This window comes from Geobacter metallireducens GS-15, assembly GCF_000012925.1.
In the GTDB taxonomy this organism is placed as follows: Bacteria; Desulfobacterota; Desulfuromonadia; order Geobacterales; family Geobacteraceae; genus Geobacter; species Geobacter metallireducens.
Window position 1 is genome coordinate 1,348,152 of sequence record NC_007517.1, and the last position, 18,098, is coordinate 1,366,249.

The following is an 18,098-nucleotide window of genomic DNA, read 5'->3' on the forward strand; positions in this document are numbered from 1 at the left end:
CTATTATTTGTTCAATTATTTCGAAGTGCTTTACGCTTTCCAATTTCCCGAGTCATGTTCTCGGCAGGGACGACGACCGATTCGTCAAAGGAGGCAAGCAGGTCTTCAATGCCCCGATATCGATGTATGTCCAGCACCCACGGATATTTGCGGAGAGTTCCAAATGTTCCGTAGGGGTTATCTCCTTCGATTATTGGCAGAACAGGCACTTCTACATCGGGAACGATTGAGCGTAGTTCATCGGGAACGCAGTGAGGCTCCGTCAGGTCGGCAATAATGAATCTGGCCATCCGTGCAAGGAGTGTAACGGTTTCCACTTCATCGAGGGACTCTGGCCGATTGAAGTCAAAGAGTACAGGTACGTAGTTGCAGGCTCTAAGCTGATCTCGCACGGCATCGAGCACCGATTTTCGCTCTGGAGAGAAACGGCCGAGGATGAGTACAATCTTCGAGGTTATAGTGTCTACAGCTCGGCGTACCTTGGCGTTATTGAGAAGCAAATAGATAAACTGGGCCATCTCGATGTCGTCTACCGTAACCTGCGGGTGGTTCAACTTAGTGACTACCAGATCCTGTTGGTCGGCATCCTCCGCGAGTACCTCCCACGGTGAAATCCCGAAGACCAAGCATCCCCTGAGGGTGGCGCGTCTCAGATCGGTGCCGACCATTAGGGCGCCCGTCAGATTTGCATTGGTGAGGTTGGCCTCCGCAAGATCGGCCATTGTGAGGTTAGATAGACTCATGTTGACGTTGCGAAGGTCGGCCCCAGTCAGTTTCGCATTCATGAGCACAGCCCCCTGGAGATTCGTTCCTCGGAAGATAGCGTCGCGCAAATCGGCTTCCATGAGGTTCGCGAAAGCAAGTTTAGCTCCGCTGAGATCGGCGGCGATGAGTGTTGCGCTATTGAGATAGGAATTTGAGAGGTCTGCCCGGCAGAAGGATGCATGGCGGAGGCTCGCCTCGCTAAACGTTGCGCTGAGGAGGCTGGCATCGGAAAACACCGCTTCGTTGCACTCTGCCTTGAACAGGTCTGCAGTGCCCAAGTTGATTCCTGATAGGTCAGCACCTGTGAGGATCGCGTTCCGGAACCGGGCGCCAAAGGCTTCAGCATTTCGGAACGATGCTCCTGCCAGTCGTGCACCGGTGAAATCGGTCCCGATCATATCGGCGCGCTCAAGGTTCGCACCTTCGAGAATGCACCCTTGCATGCCGCAGCGAAGGGTTACTCCCCGAAGACTGCTGTTGCAGAAATTTGCTCCCTGGCAGTTTGCACCGAAAAGGTTGGCACCGTCCAAATCAGTGCCGGCAAGGATGGCGCCCCGCAGATTGGTCCCCATCATCCGGCAGTTGCGAAGATTTGCGTTCCCGATGTTTGACTCTGCCAGATTCGCATCGAACAGAACTGCTCCTTCAAGGGTAGCACCTGTCAGGGCGGGGCGTATTGCTGGATTGGTCGTTCTCCAGTTGTTCCAGATTGATATGTCGCACTGTTCAACTGCCCTTAGCAGGACGCTGAGATGCTCAGTGTCGCCTGAAAATGCTGGATTGGACGGATTCATGTTGTTTCCCTCGGGGGGAGGAACTGCGGGTTTCGAACTCGTTCGCTGCTAACAGTATAGGGCTGTCTGGCACCGCTTCAAGGAAACGAACTGAAATGAGTGATAATTTTTAGGGAAGAGGCGGGTTTCTAAGGAAGTGTGTTGAGGGGAGGGGGCTGGAATTGTTTGAATAGTGAAGAGTGGGATTGCCGGGTGAGGATCCGGAAGAGGATCCGGGTCAGATCTCACCCCGAAAACCCAGGAGGGAAGGGCACTCGATGGTAATCAGCCGGTCGTTGTTGGCTGAGTATTTGACGGTGCCGTTTTGTTCGTACACATAGTACGCCGATAGCCATACTTTCTTCTTCCCCAGGTTGAACTCAATCGCCTGGGATCTGGAGTTGGCGGGTTTGGCTCCCACGCCTCCCGTTCTTTTCATCCCCGCAATGGTGACGACCAGCCCTATCCGGTAGCCGTAGCTGAGGCACAGCGCCGCATTCGCTTCCAGCCAGTGGCGGTCTCCATTGGAGATATAAAAGCCTTTATCATCTCCCCGGCGGTCGCCTTCCTCCAATTCCACCGAATAGACATCGCTGACGGATTTATAGACATGGGTGTGGTAGTCCCCGAGATATTCGAGGTTCGGCCAGAAGGCTCCCATGATGTCCGCCTTTAGTTTCATGGCATTGGTATTCGGCGTCACTGACCGTTTGTTTCTTTTTGCCGATGTATCCACATTGGCAATCTCGATCTGGTAGAGAATCCTGTTGTCCTTCAACGGCACCTGGTAGCCGAACAGGGCGCCGCACGTCTCCAGATGGGGTGTTTTCCGTTCATGTTCAACGGAATAGGCTTCGAGTCCGTTCAGGATGAGCGTTATGAGGGCATGCTCGGACAGGCGTACCACATAACCTGTTTTTTTCTGCAGATGTGCTGTATCCAAGGATACCTCGCGTCAGGATTCAGAGATTTTTCGTTCTCGTTATTGGCGAAAATGCGGGCTACTCCCGATCATCTTGCCGGGCGAGCAGGGTTTCGAGCATCGTCTGGAGTTCGGCAATGGCGATATTCTGAGCGGCGAGGTTCTCCAACACTTCCTTGACCTCCACTTCCGCCTTGAGATTGACCTCGTAATCGTTGTGGGCCTCGATCCGGTCGCGAGCCGCCTGCCGGTTCTGGCTCATCATGATCATTGGCGCCGTATAGGCTGCCTGGAGGGACAGGACAAGGTTCATCAGGATGAACGGATACGGATCCCAGTGTCGGACCCAGGCGGTAACGTTGAGCAGCGCCCAGAGGGTAAGGAGCACAGACTGCCCGATGATGAATTCCCATGAGCCGACCCTGGCGGCGATCCAGTCCGCCGCCTTTTGGCCTATGGTCAGCTGTTCCGTGATGACTTCGTTGACGTTTTTGACCGGCGCGTGTTCATGTTTGTATGGCGCAGGGAATGTTGGTCTTTTCATGGGGGCACCTCTCTCTTCCCTTCGGCTATTCAACGTTTCTCTACTGCATTAAATGAACGAGCACCGGCAGCAGCAAAGCGGTAAACAACCCGTTCAGCGCCATGGCCAGGGCCGAAAACGCACCGGCCATCCTGCTCTTCTGAATGGCATGGGCGGTGCCGATGCCGTGTGAGGCGACTCCCAGAGCCATGCCGCGGGCGTTGTCGTCCTTGATCCTCAGCAGGTTCAGTATGAAGTCGCCGCCAACGGCTCCGGTAATTCCGGTCAGAACGACCACCACGGCGGTTAACGACGGCAAACCGCCGATCTGTTCGGAAATTCCCATGGCGATCGGTGTCGTAACCGATTTCGGAGCCACACTCAAAAGGATGATTGTTTCTCCCCCCAGCGCCCAGACAATGCCGACCGCGCTGATGATGGCCGCTACGGAGCCCACTGCCAGGGTGATGAGAATCGGGATAAAGGACTTTCGGATTACTTCCATCTCCCGATAGAGCGGTATTGCCAGGGCGACCGTTGCCGGACCGAGCAGAAAGTGAATGAACTGGGCTCCCCGGAAATAGGTCTGATAATCGATGCCGCTCACCTTGAGCAGCACAACGAGCAGGATGATGGCGGTCAGCACCGGATTCAGCAAAGGAGGGCAGTCGAGCCTCCGAAAGACCCACGTGCCGATCTGGTACGCGATCAGGGTCAACGTCAGCCACAACAGGGGAGAGGTCGACAGGTACACCCATACCTGCTGCATTTCAGCGCTCATTGCCGGGTCTCCTCGTGTGCACAGGCGAGTCGGCGGTTCAGGAATTTCATGACCAGACCGGTTACCCCGATTGTCGCAAGGGTGCCGACGATGATGGCGCCGAATAGCGGAGCCCATGACTTCATCAGAAGATCGAGATGGGTGATGACGCCTACCCCGGCAGGGACGAAAAGCAGGGCCAGGTAACGCAGCAGGAATCCGCCGACGGTTTCCACCTCGCTGGGCATACGCCGAGGGAAAAAGACCAGGCCGCAGAAAAGGAGAACCATCCCGATTACCGGACCAGGCACGGGAATCCTGGTCAGCCGGGTTATGATCTCTCCGATCAGCTGGCAGATGAGAATGAGGGTTAGAGAGCCAAGCATAAAACTCCTTTTTTCTTCATAAGCATGAAGTCTCCGAAATCATAGGCCCGGTCACGTTTGACAGCGGGGGCAGAAGACCGTGCTCCGGTTGCCGAGCCGGATCTCCTCCAGCGCCCCGCCGCAGCGGGTGCAGGCGTCAGTGCCCCGCCCATAAACATCGAAATTCAGCGGATGGTAGGCGACCGTCTCTTCCTCCACCCGGTAGGTGCTCCCCTGATCAATGGACTCCTGCAGCACCTCCCGGACGGTGCGGGCCAGCCGCTCGCATTCAGGGCGGCCGAGGGAGGAAGCGGGCCGGTCGGGACGGATGCCGGCGCGGAACAGGGCCTCGTTGGCGTAGATGTTGCCGACTCCGGCAACAATGGCCGCGTTCATGAGGAGCTGTTTCACCGCGACCCGGCGCGTCCGGGTCACCGCGAAGAGATAGGCGCCGTCAAAGGTGGCGGTCAGCGGTTCCGGGCCGATTGCGGCCAGGAGCGGATGCGTTGCGGGGGCATCCGTGGTCCAGGCCACGGTGCCGAACTTTCGCGGGTCGTGGAAACGGAGCACCGTGCCATCGGCAAAGACGATGTCCAGGTGGTCGTGTTTGCCCGGGGGCGCCGTCCCGGCAACCAGACGGAGAAAGCCGGTCATCCCCAGATGGACGATGAGCCACCCCGTTTCACAGTCAAACAGCAGGTACTTGCCCCGTCGTCCCACGGATCGCACCGTCCGCCCCGGCAGGGAAACGTGCAGCTCCTGGGGGATCGGAAAACGGAGCTTCGGCGTCCGCACCACCACTCGGTCGATCCTCTTGCCGGTCAGTTCCCGCTCCAGCCTGCGGCGGGTCAGTTCTACCTCGGGGAGTTCAGGCACGGTAATTCTCCAGTGGGGTGATTGCTCATGGTTTGCCAACGTCAAAAGGCGCAGCAGCCTGCCTGCTGCCGCCGCAAGTTGGATCTTGTCAAAACATATCAGGGAATATCTCGCGAAGAGTCATTAATAATTCATGTGCAATTTGTCTCATACATGCCAGTTCAGTACGGCCTTCAAATGCTTTCTCGATATTTCCGTCCCCGAACACCCAGCCGAGCGAGTTGTTACGTGAAAGGTCCATGTAAGCTTCTTCTAGTTCTGGATCTACATGTGCCCCACCGTCTGTGTCGGCAACATTCAAGATCAGGTCGCGCCTATTGAATACTCGACCTTGCTGATCTTTCAAGACGGGTTCGTTCCACCACTCTACTAATGTGACTTTTCTAGGAGGAAAAGGGCCACCACCTGCAGATATTTGCGGGATATATTTTCCGCCGTTTGACGAGGCGTGCAGTACAATAAGATTGCACTCGCTAAGGAGGTTTTTGGGATTAATAGGGCCAGCACTGTCATAGTACTTAACGTCACGAAGACCAAGTTGCTCAAGCAAGGCTCTAGACTGGCCATAGTGATGCAATAGAACTCGTAGGCTCAAAGCTATGTGCTTTCCAATCGCTTCGAGGCCAGAATCGTACTTTTCACACGCATGCTGCAGAAGTGTTATTTGATCCCGCAATTCCTGTTTCAGGTCCTCTTTTGACCGCTGAACTCGTTTCTTTTTTGCCAAAATATTCTCCTATAACGTCTTGATTCAACTCATTATTAAGCAGATCCGGCCATCTCCCTCGTTCACTTGAACCGCTAAAGTGAAATTCACAACAACAATTTTGCAGCTATCTGTTTTGTCGATGATTGTGGAAAGCAGAAATGTTCCGTTTGGTCTGTTGAGCAGTTTCTGCTGATCATCCCAACAGAGCGATGCTGCCGGAAGAGGCCCATGCAAGAGTTTTCCCATTTGACTCGGCACTATATGACGGCCTTTTTTTCATGTCAAAGGCGAATATTCAAGGGAGAACAGGGGGGAACAGCGGGTTTGGAAACATTTTTCAGGAATGCCGGATACCACGTGCCCCTCCCGAAAAGGCAGGGGCACGTGACACAGGTCTGACTGGTCAGTCAACGTTTGATCAGGCGGAGCACGAACAGCAGGACGATGGCGCCTACCGTCGCGGTGACGAGCTGGCCCAGCATCCCGTAGGCGGAGAGGCCGAGCAGCCCGAACAGGAACCCGCCGAGAAGTGCACCGATGACACCGACGATGAGGTCTCCGGCGAGGCCGAACCCCCCACCTCTCATGAGCTGGCCAGCCAGCCAGCCGGCGGCTATTCCGATCAGCAGAAACCAGAGTATGCTCATTGTTCTTCCTCCTGGCGAACGCCGTCCCCTCAGGCTACGGGCGAGTCGGTGCTACCGCCCCAGCCCCGCCAGATAGGCCGCCAGGAATTCGTCCCATGCGGTCTTCTTGGTGAAGTCCAGGGTCTTGTAGAGGGGCGAGAGCTTCCTCTTGGGGAAGTAGATGGAGATCCCCCCGGAGTTGTCCACGCCCGTTCCCTTGTACCCGGCGGCAACGATGGCAGCGGCGGCGGCATCCTTGACCTTGGCGCAGGCGGTTTTGACCGCCGGGCTGGCGACCCCTTTGCCGATCAGGTCGCAGAGATCGAGGAGGTCGCAGTAGTCGTCATAGGGGCGGCTGTACTCCTGCACCTGTGACCGGGCGTTGATGAGGGCGGTGCGGGCGGCGGTGTCGCCCAGGATTCCCGTCAGGGCCTTTGCCATGCCGTCCACGGCCGTGGCGAGGGGGTTGAGCGCCAAGAGCTTCATGGCCGACTGGGTGACGTTTTCAGTGGCCTTGTAGGAGGCCAGGTACTGGGCGACGATGGTTTTCGAGAGTTCTTCCGGGGTCATGGCCGGCTTGGCGGCCAGGGCCTTGAGGATGCGGTCGTAGGGCCACCCGTCGCCGGGCTCGGTCTCTTCGGAACCGACGCTGTAGTCGGCCACGTCGCGCATCTGGTAGGCTACCTCGGCCATGCTCATGAGGCAGGCATCCATGCCGACGATGTCGATCTTTCTCTTGAGTTTCTTCTTGATGGCGGTCAGCACCCTTTTCAGCTCGATGTTGTCGAGGAAGTCCTGGGCCTGGTCGTCGAAGGCGATTCCCCGCTGCTTGATGGCGGCTTCCACCGTGGTGCTGAAGAGGGCGCGGCGGGCACGCCTGATGCCGGCCCGGGCCTGTGCCAGGGGAATCGCCTTGGCTCCGGCGGTTGCCCCGCGGGTGGCAACGGGCTGGGCCTTGCGGGAGACGGGGGGCGCGGCCCCGCTGAAGACATCCCCCTGGTAGAGGTTGGCATCGTCCCACCCGGCGCCGTGGTTCCAGAGGACCAGCAGGTAGTGGTCGGCCGGGTAGTTGGCGACCCCCCAGGTGACGAAATCCTCCAGCACCTTCGGGTCTCCCATGTTGGTCTCCCCGAGGGACTGCACCGCATCCTTGGCCAAGGGGGTCCCCTGTTTCAGACAGTAGCGGATGGTTGCCTGCTTGGCACCGGCCCGGTCGAACTGGGCAAGGACGGCGATCTTGTCGGTCGTCCCCACCGTCTTCATCTCCTTCAGGTCCACTACGCCGGCGCTGTCCAGGTTGTTGTCGCCGGCGAGATAGACCATGATGGTCCAGTTTCTTTGGGTATTCGCTTTCGTGGGCATGGTGTCCTCCTCATGGTTGTGATTGGCAGCGAGTTGTCCGTTCATTGGGGAAATTTATGGTTTGTTAGAGTATAGCCGCCATGGGCGCAGCGACAAGGGAAGAGGGTGAAATTACATCAGTTGCTTCGGCTGCCTCCCCGTTTGACACGTGGCTGTTTCGAAGTACTATTGGGTGGTGTTAAGCCGGATCGCTGAAGCTTCCCCAAACGACAATAGGGCCGGCTTCAGCGGGAATGGGAATTGTTTGTGGATTGGGGCTGATTTTTGCCGATCGTTTCTTTGGGAAGGAGGTGGATCAACGACAGAGTGAAGGTGAGCTGACCTGCCAGGCGGTGAGGATGCACCGTTGGCGGTCCGGAAATTCGAACCCACAAGGAGGACCAGGGATGGTTACAACGAGACTGTTGGCTGCGGCAGCGACTCTGCTTCTCACCGCCGGAGGTGCGGCGGCGGGGACATCGGAATTGACGTGCAAGGAAGCGGTAGGGAAGAAGATATTCTTCGACCAGAGGCTTTCCGTGAACAAAAACCAGGCGTGTGCCGCGTGCCACGCTCCGGAGGTCGGCTGGACCGGCCCCGACCAGGAGATCAACAAGCATGGCGCGGTCTATGAAGGATCAATAGCAGGACAGTTCGGCAACCGCAAGCCCCCCAGCTCGGCCTATGCCACAACGAGCCCCTTCTTCCGGCTGGTGAACGTTTCCGACGCGGCGTTTGCGGGCGGAAACTTCTGGGACGGCAGGGCCACCGGCGCGAAACTGGGAAACCCGGCCGCCGACCAGGCCCAGGGGCCGTTCCTGAACCCGAAGGAGCAGGCCCTTCCTGATGCCGCATGCGTGGTGTACCGGGTGTGCAATTCACCGGACTACGGCATGCTTTTCCAGCAGGTCTGGCCCGGTGCGTGCGATATCGACTGGCCAACCACCATCGATTTCGAGAGCGCCTGTTCAAATCCGTCCCAGGGGCCATTCAGCCTGGATGCCATGACGAGGGCGAAGGTTGATGTGGCGTACAACGACGTCGCATACGCCATTGCTGCTTTCGAGGATTCCAAAGAAGTGAACGCCTTTTCGTCCAAGTACGACCAGTACCTGAAAGGGAAGGCCGGGCTGTCGGACAAGGAAAAATGGGGTCTCGCTCTCTTCAACGGCAAGGGAAAGTGCGCCAATTGCCACATAAGCACCGTGGAACGGAAATGCGCCAGCGGCATTGATTGCGCCGCGTCACGATGCCCCGACGTTGCCGATGACTGCGGGAAGTCGAGCCCCCTCTTCACGGATTACACCTTCGACAACCTGGGAGTTCCGAAAAATCCGGAGAACCCGTTCTACGGCCAGCCTGAAGGCGGATCGGGCTGGATCGATCCGGGGCTGGGCGGCTTCCTCAATAGCCGCATGGATTTCGCCATGTACGCCGACAAGAACTACGGGAAGCACAAAGTGCCGACCCTGCGGAACGTGGACAAACGTCCCTATCCGATGTTCGTCAAGGATTACGGCCATAACGGCTACTTCAAGAGCCTGAAGGAGATTGTCCACTTCTACAACACCAGGGACAAGTTTCCCACCTGCAACCCGGGTGACCCCGGGGAGAAAATGACCTGCTGGCCGGCTCCGGAAGTGTCTGACAACGTGAACAAGACCGAATTGGGAAATCTCGGCCTGAGCGACATGGAAGAGGACGCCATCGTCGCGTTCATGAAGACCCTCTCGGACGGTTACCGGCATTCTAATCAAGACTCTCAGTGAGCGATTCTGCAACCGACGTGGAGTCCCTGTCGGGGCTCCACGTCGGCGCATTTTTTACCACTGGCTCCCGGGAGGGGCGGAGCTCTCGCGGAGAAGCGATCCCCGCAAAAAACCACCTCAGGCATGAGCGGAGGGAAAGCCCCGGGATCAGCTGTTCACGTGCCACGAAGACCGGCTGGTGACGCTGGATCGCTTCGGAGCGAGAGCTCCGCCCCTCCCCCATGCGCCGACACAATGTGGACATTCCTTCTTTAAATCCCTTGAAATTTACTTTAACTAAAATTAACATACCTATTGCCTGCTGCTGGGGGCTAGAGGAATGTGTTGCTGCGTAAGTTCAGGCTGTTTGGCGCCTGATTGTCGGGCTGTTGCGAACATGAGAATATCTGTTGTTTACTGTGCCTGAATTTTGTAATACTAGGAGCGCCCTGCACGGGTTGTTCGGCAATCCGCTGCAGGAAACCAACGGAGAAGGAGTTGTTGCATGAACAATCAGATGCAGGTGACCTACCTCAAGGAGTGGCAACACCTGGAGGAGTGTGCCGAATGCATGCTCCCCCTGATCGGCAAGCTTTACCGCGAGCATAACGTCGTGACCACGGTCTACGGCCGTACGCTCGTCAACAGTACCACCATCGACATTCTCAAATCCCATCGGTTTGCCCGGCTGATCCTCGATGACGAACTCTCCGTGCTCGACACCTTTCCCATTGTGGAGGCAATGACGCGGCTCGACCTGGCCCCGGCCCGGGTCGACATCGGCAAGCTGACCGTCCGCTACAAGGCCGAGGGGAGCGGGATCGGCGTGGATGATTTCGCGCGCCGGGAGCTGGCCTCCGTCAACACCGGCCGCAGCCCCATCCTGAGCGAGCCCCGCGACGTCGTCCTCTACGGTTTCGGCCGCATCGGCCGCCTCCTTGCCCGAATCCTCGTGGAGAAGGCGGGAAGCGGCGAGAAGCTCCGGATCAGGGCCGCCGTGGTCCGCAAGGGGGGCGCCGACGACCTGGCCAAGCGGGCGAGTCTCCTGCGCCGCGACTCGGTCCACGGCCATTTCAACGGCATCATCACCTTTGACGAGCAGGAAAACGCCATCATCGCCAACGGCAACATGATCCGCATCATCTACGCCGACGCGCCCGAGAACGTGGACTACACCCAGTACGGCATCAAGAACGCCATCCTCATCGACAACACCGGCAAGTGGCGCGACCGCGACGGCCTCGGCCGGCACCTGAAGGCCAAGGGAATTGACAAGGTCATTCTCACCGCCCCGGGCAAAGGGGACATCCCCAACATCGTGGCCGGTATCAACAACGAGCTGATCACCCCGGACGAGCATATCTTCTCCGCCGCCAGCTGTACCACCAATGCCATCGTCCCGGTGCTCAAGGCGGTCAATGACCGGTTCGGCATCGTGAGCGGCCACGTGGAGACCTGCCACTCCTACACCAACGACCAGAACCTCATCGACAACTATCACAAGGCGTCCCGCCGGGGCCGGAGCGCCCCCCTCAACATGGTCATCACCGAGACCGGCGCCGCCAAGGCCGTGGCCAAGGCGCTTCCGGAGCTGACCGGGAAGCTGACCGGCAACGCCATCCGGGTGCCGACCCCCAACGTCTCCCTGGCCATCCTCAATCTGGAACTGGGGCAGGAGGCAAGCGTTGCGGAGATCAACGGCTACCTGCGTCAAATCTCCCTTGATTCAGCGCTCCAGAACCAGATCGACTACACCAACTCGTCCGAGGTCGTTTCCAGCGATTTTGTCGGCTCGCGCCACGCCGGCGTGGTCGATTCCCTGGCCACCATCTCCCAGGGTAAGCGCTGCGTCCTCTATGTCTGGTACGATAACGAATTCGGCTACAGCTGCCAGGTGGTACGCATGGTCCAGAAAATGGCCGGGGTGGAACTGCCGTCCGTGCCGAACTGAACAAGCGACGGCCACATCCTGGTTTGCAACAGAAAGGGCATCCCGCGGGGTGCCCTTTCTGTTGTCCAGAGTCTGGTTTCCCGGTCTTATGGTATATGATTTGAGGATTGTAATAACTGCATGTCCATGAAATAATACTTCATTTTTGATCGCCGTACTGTATCCGGACACCCCCGGGAGGAATAGATGCCGTACCGTCGCCAGGACACTCTCCCCGAAATCGGCCGTTCCGATTCAGAGGCCACGAGATGGAGTGCCGCAAAAATTGTCGTCGTCTATCTCTCGTTCGGCATTGTCTGGATGCTTGCCACCGTCACCTGGATGGGGTTCGGAGCGGCAATGGTGTGGCAGGCGCTCTTTATCCTGCTGTCCGCCGGTCTGGTGGCAATTCTTGTGCGTCATCTCACGGGGGAGTTGGAACGGATCCGGAGTCTGCTGCGGGATGGCGAGCGCCGCTACTATCAACTGGCCGAACTCCTGCCACAGCCGGTCTATGAGGCAGATCCGGACGGACGCATCACCTTCGCCAACCGCAAGGCATTCACGGCCTTCGGTTTTACCGAGGAAGACTTCGCCCAGGGGATAAACATTCTGAAAGCAGTTGCTCCCCACGATCAGGACCGGGCCCACCAAAGCCGCGTCGGCCTCCTTGCCGGTGTTCACGATCCAGGAACCGCTACCCAGTATACGGTCCGCCGCAAGGACGGGAGCACGTTTCCTGCAATCGTCTGCACTGCTCCCCTCATCAGGAGAGGAAACGCCGTCGGCACTTGCGGCGTCGTGGCCGACATCAGCGAACAGAAACAGAGAGAAGCGGAGATATCCCGCCTGAACCTGGAACTGGAGCAGCGGGTTCAGGAGCGCACTGCCGAGCTCGCATCGGCCCTGAAACACATGGAATCGTTCTCCTATTCCATTTCCCACGACCTGCGGGCACCGCTCTGTGCCATTGAGGGGTTTTCCCGCGTTCTCATTGAGGATTTTGGCGAGCAACTCCCTCCCCGGATGCTCCTGTACCTTCAGCGAATATCCCACAACGTCCATCGGATGGCCTCCCTCATCGACGACATTCTGGTCTTCTCCCGCTACAGCCTCTCCCCGCTTCAAAAGCGCCCAGTTCAGATCGCGGACCTGGTACGTGCAATTCTGGATGAACTCCTGAACGGGCAAGACGACCGCCGTGTGCAGGTGACGGTCGGTGATCTGCCTCCCTGTGAGTCTGATCCGACCCTCCTGCGGCAGGTTCTGTTCAACCTGCTGGACAATGCACTCAAGTATAGCCGCTACCGGGATCCGGCAATAATTGAGGTCAACGCGGTGATGGACGGACCGGTGCCCGTCTATTTTGTCCGGGACAACGGCGCCGGCTTTGACATGGAATACGTCCACAAGCTGTTTTCCGTCTTCGAGAGGTTGCATGGGCGGGAGGAGTTCGAGGGAACCGGCGTCGGATTGGCAATTGTGCAGAACATCATCCAGCGGCACGGGGGCGACGTTTGGGCCGAGGGGGCCGTCGGCCAAGGCTCTACCTTTTACTTTACGCTGCCGTCGGCGCCGAATTGAATTACCGCACCCCTTCCGCCCGCAGCAGATGCACCGCCCCGGCCTCGTCACCAGTGACGACGGTTTTGCCGTCGGGCGTGATGGCGGCTGGTACCAGCGCACCGTCGCCGGTGAAGGTGGCAAGGGGCTTAAGTGCCTCCAGGTCCCAGAGGATGAGGCTTCTATCGTCGGAGGCGGAGACGGCCCGGCGGCCGTCGGGGGTGACGGAGACGCTCCATATCTCCCGGTTGTGGCCCCGCAGGGTGTACATGACCTGGCCGGTGGTGAGGTGCCAGAGTTTCAGGGTCCGGTCGCTGGAGGCGGTGAGAACCCGGAGTCCGTCGGGGAGGAAGACGCAGTCGTTCACCTGGTCCCGGTGCAGGGGAGGGTAGGGACGGAGGCTTCCGGCGCGGAGGTCCCGGATGATGAAGGTTGGGAAGTGGGCCACAAGGGCCAGGAGCGTGCCGTCGGGGGAGACATCGGTAACCCGGGCCGGGGAGGGGAGACCCGTGACGCCGAGGGGCTGGAAGGTTTCCAGGTCCCACTCCCGCAGGGTGGCGTCCTGACCGGCGGAAAAGGCGCGCCGGCCATCGGGGGTGACCACCACCGACCAGACTTCCGCGTCGTGGCCCCGGAAGACCCATAGTTCCCGCCGCTCCTCCAGGTCCCAGACCCGCACGGTGCGGTCGTGGGAGGCGGTGACGGCGCGGCGGCCGTCAGGGGTGATGGCCACGTCGCGTACCCAGGTTTCGTGGCCGGTGAGAGAAAATATCTCGGCGCCGGTGGCGGCTCCCCAGACCTTGATTTTTCGGTCCCAGGAGGCGGTGACGAACCGGTTTCCGGAAGGGGTGAAGACCGCGGCAGTGACCGTGGCACCGTGGCCGGTGAGTGGCGGCGAGGCAGTGGCGCCGGCCAGATTCCAGACCTTGAGGGTGGTATCCTGGGCGGCGGAGACGGCGGTGGCGCCGTCGGGCGTTATGGCCGCGGCGCTCACCTTGAAGGTGTGTCCCCGCAGGACCTCCCGCGCCCGGGGTTGCTCCAGGTCCCAGCGCCTCAGGGTGAAATCCCAGGAGCCCGAGACGATCTCCCGTCCGTCCGGGGAGACCGTGACGGAACTGACCCCATCGGTATGACCGTAGTAGGTCCAGAGCTCGGTCCCTTCCGCCAAATCCCACCGCTTCAGGGTGCAATCTTCCGAGCCGGAGACGAACTGACGGCCATCGGGGGTCACTGCCACGGCCAGCACCTGCCGGCTGTGCCCCTCGAAGGCGCGGCGAAGCTCACCGTTTGCAGGATTCCAGGCCTTGATGGTCCGGTCGAAGGAGGCCGAGAGGAGGGTCTGGCCGTCGGGGGTGACGGCCAGGGCGTTTATCCCGTAAGTATGTCCCCAGATGATTCCCCGCTCCTGGCCGGTTTCCGGGTCCCAGAGCCGCACCACGTTGTCCCAGGAGCCCGAGGCCAGCCAACTGCCGTCGGGCGCCGCTGCCAGGGAGCTGACCGGCAGGGTGTGTCCCCGTAGGATCAGGAGGCATTCGCCGGTTTCCGTATCCCAGAGCCGGACGGTGGCGTCCCGGGAGCCGGAGGCGATCCGTCTGCCGTCCGGAAAGACCGCCACGGCCAACACTTCGGACTCGTGCCCCTTGAGAACCATCAGTTCCGCGCCGCTCGCCAGGTCCCAGACCCGCAGCGTCGCGTCGTCGGCAGCAGAGATGGCCCGCCTGCCGTCGGGGGTGATGGCGACACCCCGCACCGGATGGGTGTGGGTGCCGAGGATCCGCTCGATGGCCCCCCCAGCCTGATAGAGGGAAGGGGTTGCCGGCTTCAGCCACCCATTGCCCCGGTGGGCTCCTGCCTGAGTGATGAGCGCCCGGAGTTCCGGTTCCTGCCGCGACAGGAGCCGACCCGTCAGTTGGCCGGCGAACTGGGATTTGTCCACGGCCACGACGCTTGTCGAAAGCCGCAGGGCATGGGCCAGGTGGGCGATGGCCGGCTCGGGGGGGAGAAGATTCAGATCCGCCAGGAGCGCGGCCACGTCGAGGGCTTGGAGCTTCGTTTGGAGCCAGGCGAAATCGAAGATAAGGGACCGCAGCACTGCTTCCTTGCCCGCGCCGGCCAGGTGGAAGGGGAGTTCGGCCAGGGGGCGGGGGTGCTCCGGATTCCACTCTCCGTCGGCACCGTTTTTCCGGGCGCCTGCCCGAAAGTAGCCGGCCAGCCGTTCGTGGGCCTGCCGAAACTGGCTGCTCGGCAGCGCGGCAGGGGGATCCATGGCCAGGTAGCGGCGGAAGGCGGCAAAGCGGAGCTGCTCGTGGAAGAAGCCGATGAGCCCTCCGCCCCCCTCCTCGCCGGACGGGCGGAGAAAAGGCTCCAGGGCGCGGTAAAAGCGGGTCCAGAAGAGAGGTGATGTGGCCTCGCCCCCATCCCTGATGAGGTCGATAATTTCCGGCTCCAGGAGTCCGTCCCGGGAAACGGCCACGGCCGACAGTGCCGCGGTGGCCAGATCGGCGCCGTGGTCCCGCTCAAGCCGTTCGAGGATCTGGTCGAAGAGCTCCGTCACCGTCGGCGGCAGGGCCGCGATCCGCTCCGTAAGGGTCTCGAAGTCGCCGTGGCAGCAGAGTTCCTCTAGGGCCGCCACGAGGTAGAGGGGGAGGGCCGCGTCTGGCCGGGCCGCGGTGTCCAGGAGCAGGGCCTGCTGGGTGGCGGAGAGCCTCTTCCCCCGCCGGGCCAGATGCTCTTCTGCGAGGGTGGCGCGAGAGTCGGCCGGTAGCGGGGGGAGGATAACGAGGTGATCGGCCGGCAGGCGCTCCGTCAGTCGGTCGAGGCAGGGGCCGGCAAGGGTACTGGCCACCACCCTTACCGTTGGCGCCAGGGTTCGGGGAAACCAGTCCAGCCCGTGGCTCCCCCCCAACGGGTCCAGTTGGTTGAGAGCGTCGATGAAAAGCGCCACCGGCCGCACTGCCCCGGCAGCGGCCAGGAAGGCGGGGAGCTGGAGTCGCAGCTTGTCGGGGTCGGGAGATGGTTCCAAATCCAGGCGGCAGGCGCGGCGGAGCTGCTCGCAGAGGGAGCGGAGCATGGCGGTGACCTCCGTGGATCCGGGGGCCGCTCCCACAAACCAGGGGATCACCACCATGTCGGGGGATTTTTCCCGCAAGCGTTCGACGCAGGCTGCCATAAGTGTCGACTTGCCGCAACCAGGTAAACCGGTAAGTATATATGGTGATTGGTCGCCTTGGTCCTGGATGTACCCCATGACCAAGGCTATCCCGTCGTCACGGCCCAGGCAGCGAGCAGCCCGCTCCCGGGCGAATCGCGTGTGCCACGACTGCCCCGTGATCTCTGGGCGCTTCCCATTTTTCAGGAGCGGCTCAATGGCCCACCAGAGATCGTTGAGGACCCGGGTCCCGAATTCCTCCATCCCCGTAAGGGCAATGGTGCCGTGGGTAGCCACCGCCTGGCGGGCCTTCTCGCTGATTATACCCCACTCCTCCGGCTTGATGACACCGTCCTGCAGTGCGCTGCCAGCCTCCGCTGCCGGCAGGAAGAGGGGGTCGATCCTGAAACCGCCAAAGCCGGCCCGGTACTGCCGCACGATCAGGTTTGGTCCGGCTGCGGCGCGGAGTTCCTCCCGCAGGCGGGACAGCCGCTGTTGAGCCTCGGTCTCGGGCTCCGTAAAGATCGGAATGCAGGCTGGGGGGAATGCGGAGTGGCGATGGATTCCCTCGGAGCGGAGAAAGATGAGGGCTTTCCCCTGGGCGAGGCTGCGGTTGAGTGCGCCGTGCCTCATCTCAAGGGCCGTCGCCGACTCCCCGGCGCCGAGGAGTCCGGCTCGCTGCCAGAGGCGGGTGAGGGTATCGGCCGTTTCCGGGGAGATTGCCGCGTCTCTCCGGAGCCGGAAACGGGCCGGCAGCGTGGTCCGGTCCCACTGGTAGCAGGCGTCCACAAGGGTGATCTCCTCCTCGCTCAACTGTCCACTGTCCCGCACCGCGGCAAAGAGCTCCGCCGGCACCTTCTCCGGAGGCGGCACCCAGCCGTATCGCTCGCCCAGGAGCCCCAGGAAGAGGTCACAGTGTTCGATCTCGTCGAGGCAGACCGAGAGTGCCCCCCGTTGCCGGGACTCCTCCTCCGTCACCCCCCAGCGGAGATCCACCCCCACGAACTCCGCACCCCGCCGCCGGCAGCGGCTCCGCAGTTCCGGAAAGACGACCCGGTTCAGCCAGTCCCGCTCCGCGTGCATGTCGCGGAAGGTGGAGGATATGAAGAGGCGGATGATTTTCATGTATCCAACTTCTCGGCTAAAGGTGTTCCTTCGTGGGTGAAAAGTTTGTTCGTGTCGAGAACATGGACCTGTCCGGTCCGTTTGTTGACCTCGTCGTGCATGTGCTCGGTGCCGCCGGGGCCGTCACCTCCCTTGCGGTTCCAGAGACAGATGAAGTGGACCTTCTCTTCCCCCCAGGCAAGGGCCGTGTGGAGGAGCCAGAGGTTGGTGCGGACGTAGGGGCTCAGGTCGGCGGGACATGGCCCCAGTTCGTCGGGCATGACGAAGAGGGTGACGAGGGGATTGTTCTTTATGGCGAAGAACCGGTCGCGCCACTCTTCTCCCGCGAAGGTGACGGAGCGGGTGAGGAACTCGGGAATCCCGAATGGTATCCCCATATCCACCCGAACCCCCCGAGCGAGGCATGCCTCTGTAAAGAGGATGTCGCCGCCGCATGCGCCGCTGCAAAGGGCGAGATCATCGGGGCCGGCACCCAGTTCGTCGAGCATGGCGGCGATGGCTGCTGCGGCGACAGTCTCCTTGTCGGCAGGAAATCGGGGCTCGGGGCGGTCGGGGGCGTCGATCATGTGGCCGCTGAAGAGAAAGACCTGCCGCGGCTCCCACGGTGTGGGGGGTGGGCTTGTTTTGCGGTTGTGCCCGAAGGCGTGAAGGGGCATGGGGGCTCCCGTGTGTGCGAAGGGTCGCGTGTGTCGTCTTTCATTATAATGGAAAATTGGAGGGTTGCTACCAGAAGTTGGAAAAGTGCGGCACGCTTGCTCGGGGAAGATGTTGTTGAAATGGGATTAGCTGTTGTTAAATTGATGGGTTAGCTTGTGCGTGGCACGGTTTCCCGATACGTCTGCCATGTTGACACTTCCCGCTCTTTCGTGCCATAATCGTCAGAATTTTTTAGTCAAAATAAAATTATCCTTCCTCTGCAACGTC

The 18,098-nt window shown here is 60.4% G+C and carries 15 protein-coding genes; 4 read left to right on the forward strand and 11 right to left on the reverse strand.

The window, feature by feature from the left end:
* Window positions 1–11: 11 nt before the first annotated feature.
* From GMET_RS06045 to GMET_RS06085, 9 genes are all read right to left on the reverse strand, one after another.
* Window positions 12–1,559 carry a pentapeptide repeat-containing protein gene (locus GMET_RS06045; protein WP_004512169.1) on the reverse strand — a complete coding sequence of 516 codons (1,548 nt, stop codon included), beginning with the start codon at window positions 1,557–1,559 and terminating at the stop codon, window positions 12–14.
* A gap of 217 nt (window positions 1,560–1,776) precedes the next feature.
* The gene (locus GMET_RS06050) at window positions 1,777–2,481 is read right to left on the reverse strand and encodes a hypothetical protein (RefSeq protein ID WP_004512168.1); all 705 of its coding nucleotides are present in this window, start codon (window positions 2,479–2,481) and stop codon (window positions 1,777–1,779) included.
* 58 nt (window positions 2,482–2,539) lie between these two features.
* A complete protein-coding gene (locus GMET_RS06055; protein ID WP_004512167.1) occupies window positions 2,540–3,004 on the reverse strand; it encodes a DUF1003 domain-containing protein in 465 nt (154 codons plus the stop codon).
* A gap of 40 nt (window positions 3,005–3,044) precedes the next feature.
* Window positions 3,045–3,764, reverse strand: a complete 720-nt coding sequence (locus GMET_RS06060; protein ID WP_004512166.1) for an LrgB family protein — start codon at window positions 3,762–3,764, stop codon at window positions 3,045–3,047.
* Entirely contained in the window at window positions 3,761–4,129 is a 369-nt protein-coding gene (locus GMET_RS06065) for a CidA/LrgA family protein (protein WP_004512165.1), read from the reverse strand. The genes GMET_RS06060 and GMET_RS06065 overlap by 4 nt, the downstream gene beginning before the upstream one ends.
* Before the next feature lie 51 nt (window positions 4,130–4,180).
* The gene (mutM, locus tag GMET_RS06070) at window positions 4,181–4,984 is read right to left on the reverse strand and encodes a bifunctional DNA-formamidopyrimidine glycosylase/DNA-(apurinic or apyrimidinic site) lyase (protein ID WP_004512164.1); all 804 of its coding nucleotides are present in this window, start codon (window positions 4,982–4,984) and stop codon (window positions 4,181–4,183) included.
* An 88-nt stretch (window positions 4,985–5,072) separates the two neighbouring features.
* A complete protein-coding gene (locus GMET_RS06075; RefSeq protein WP_004512163.1) occupies window positions 5,073–5,711 on the reverse strand; it encodes a hypothetical protein in 639 nt (212 codons plus the stop codon).
* Window positions 5,712–6,100: 389 nt separating this feature from the next.
* Window positions 6,101–6,340, reverse strand: a complete 240-nt coding sequence (locus tag GMET_RS06080) for a GlsB/YeaQ/YmgE family stress response membrane protein (RefSeq protein ID WP_004512162.1) — start codon at window positions 6,338–6,340, stop codon at window positions 6,101–6,103.
* Window positions 6,341–6,391: 51 nt separating this feature from the next.
* The gene (locus GMET_RS06085; RefSeq protein WP_004512161.1) at window positions 6,392–7,681 is read right to left on the reverse strand and encodes a clostripain-related cysteine peptidase; all 1,290 of its coding nucleotides are present in this window, start codon (window positions 7,679–7,681) and stop codon (window positions 6,392–6,394) included.
* A 386-nt stretch (window positions 7,682–8,067) separates the two neighbouring features.
* On the opposite strand from GMET_RS06085, the gene GMET_RS06090 reads away from it, so the two are divergent.
* From GMET_RS06090 to GMET_RS06100, 4 genes are all read left to right on the forward strand, one after another.
* Window positions 8,068–9,429 (forward strand): cytochrome-c peroxidase, encoded by a 1,362-nt coding sequence (locus GMET_RS06090; RefSeq protein WP_004512160.1) that lies wholly within the window; start codon window positions 8,068–8,070, stop codon window positions 9,427–9,429.
* Entirely contained in the window at window positions 9,426–9,611 is a 186-nt protein-coding gene (locus tag GMET_RS18745) for a hypothetical protein (protein WP_138983407.1), read from the forward strand. Before GMET_RS06090 ends, GMET_RS18745 begins: the two co-directional genes overlap by 4 nt.
* 302 nt (window positions 9,612–9,913) lie before the next feature.
* Window positions 9,914–11,359 (forward strand): glyceraldehyde-3-phosphate dehydrogenase, encoded by a 1,446-nt coding sequence (locus GMET_RS06095; RefSeq protein WP_004512159.1) that lies wholly within the window; start codon window positions 9,914–9,916, stop codon window positions 11,357–11,359.
* 186 nt (window positions 11,360–11,545) lie between these two features.
* The gene (locus GMET_RS06100) at window positions 11,546–12,922 is read left to right on the forward strand and encodes a sensor histidine kinase (RefSeq protein WP_004512158.1); all 1,377 of its coding nucleotides are present in this window, start codon (window positions 11,546–11,548) and stop codon (window positions 12,920–12,922) included.
* 1 nt (window position 12,923) lies between these two features.
* Here GMET_RS06100 and GMET_RS06105 read toward each other — a convergent pair whose 3' ends face one another.
* The gene (locus tag GMET_RS06105; RefSeq protein WP_004512157.1) at window positions 12,924–17,174 is read right to left on the reverse strand and encodes a DUF4062 domain-containing protein; all 4,251 of its coding nucleotides are present in this window, start codon (window positions 17,172–17,174) and stop codon (window positions 12,924–12,926) included.
* Window positions 17,171–17,830 (reverse strand): hypothetical protein, encoded by a 660-nt coding sequence (locus GMET_RS06110; protein WP_004512156.1) that lies wholly within the window; start codon window positions 17,828–17,830, stop codon window positions 17,171–17,173. The genes GMET_RS06105 and GMET_RS06110 overlap by 4 nt, the downstream gene beginning before the upstream one ends.
* Window positions 17,831–18,098 lie beyond the last annotated feature (268 nt).

Excerpts from the sequence above, each read along its gene's own strand:
- GMET_RS06045 (WP_004512169.1), bottom strand. The coding sequence starts at position 1,559 with ATGAATCCGTCCAATCCAGCATTTTCAGGCGACACTGAGCATCTCAGC.
- GMET_RS06055 (WP_004512167.1), bottom strand. The coding sequence starts at position 3,004 with ATGAAAAGACCAACATTCCCTGCGCCATACAAACATGAACACGCGCCG.
- GMET_RS06060 (WP_004512166.1), bottom strand. The coding sequence starts at position 3,764 with ATGAGCGCTGAAATGCAGCAGGTATGGGTGTACCTGTCGACCTCTCCC.
- GMET_RS06065 (WP_004512165.1), bottom strand. The coding sequence starts at position 4,129 with ATGCTTGGCTCTCTAACCCTCATTCTCATCTGCCAGCTGATCGGAGAG.
- GMET_RS06080 (WP_004512162.1), bottom strand. The coding sequence starts at position 6,340 with ATGAGCATACTCTGGTTTCTGCTGATCGGAATAGCCGCCGGCTGGCTG.
- GMET_RS06085 (WP_004512161.1), bottom strand. The coding sequence starts at position 7,681 with ATGCCCACGAAAGCGAATACCCAAAGAAACTGGACCATCATGGTCTAT.
- GMET_RS06090 (WP_004512160.1), top strand. The coding sequence starts at position 8,068 with ATGGTTACAACGAGACTGTTGGCTGCGGCAGCGACTCTGCTTCTCACC.
- GMET_RS06095 (WP_004512159.1), top strand. The coding sequence starts at position 9,914 with ATGAACAATCAGATGCAGGTGACCTACCTCAAGGAGTGGCAACACCTG.
- GMET_RS06100 (WP_004512158.1), top strand. The coding sequence starts at position 11,546 with ATGCCGTACCGTCGCCAGGACACTCTCCCCGAAATCGGCCGTTCCGAT.
- GMET_RS06105 (WP_004512157.1), bottom strand. The coding sequence starts at position 17,174 with ATGAAAATCATCCGCCTCTTCATATCCTCCACCTTCCGCGACATGCAC.
- GMET_RS06110 (WP_004512156.1), bottom strand. The coding sequence starts at position 17,830 with ATGCCCCTTCACGCCTTCGGGCACAACCGCAAAACAAGCCCACCCCCC.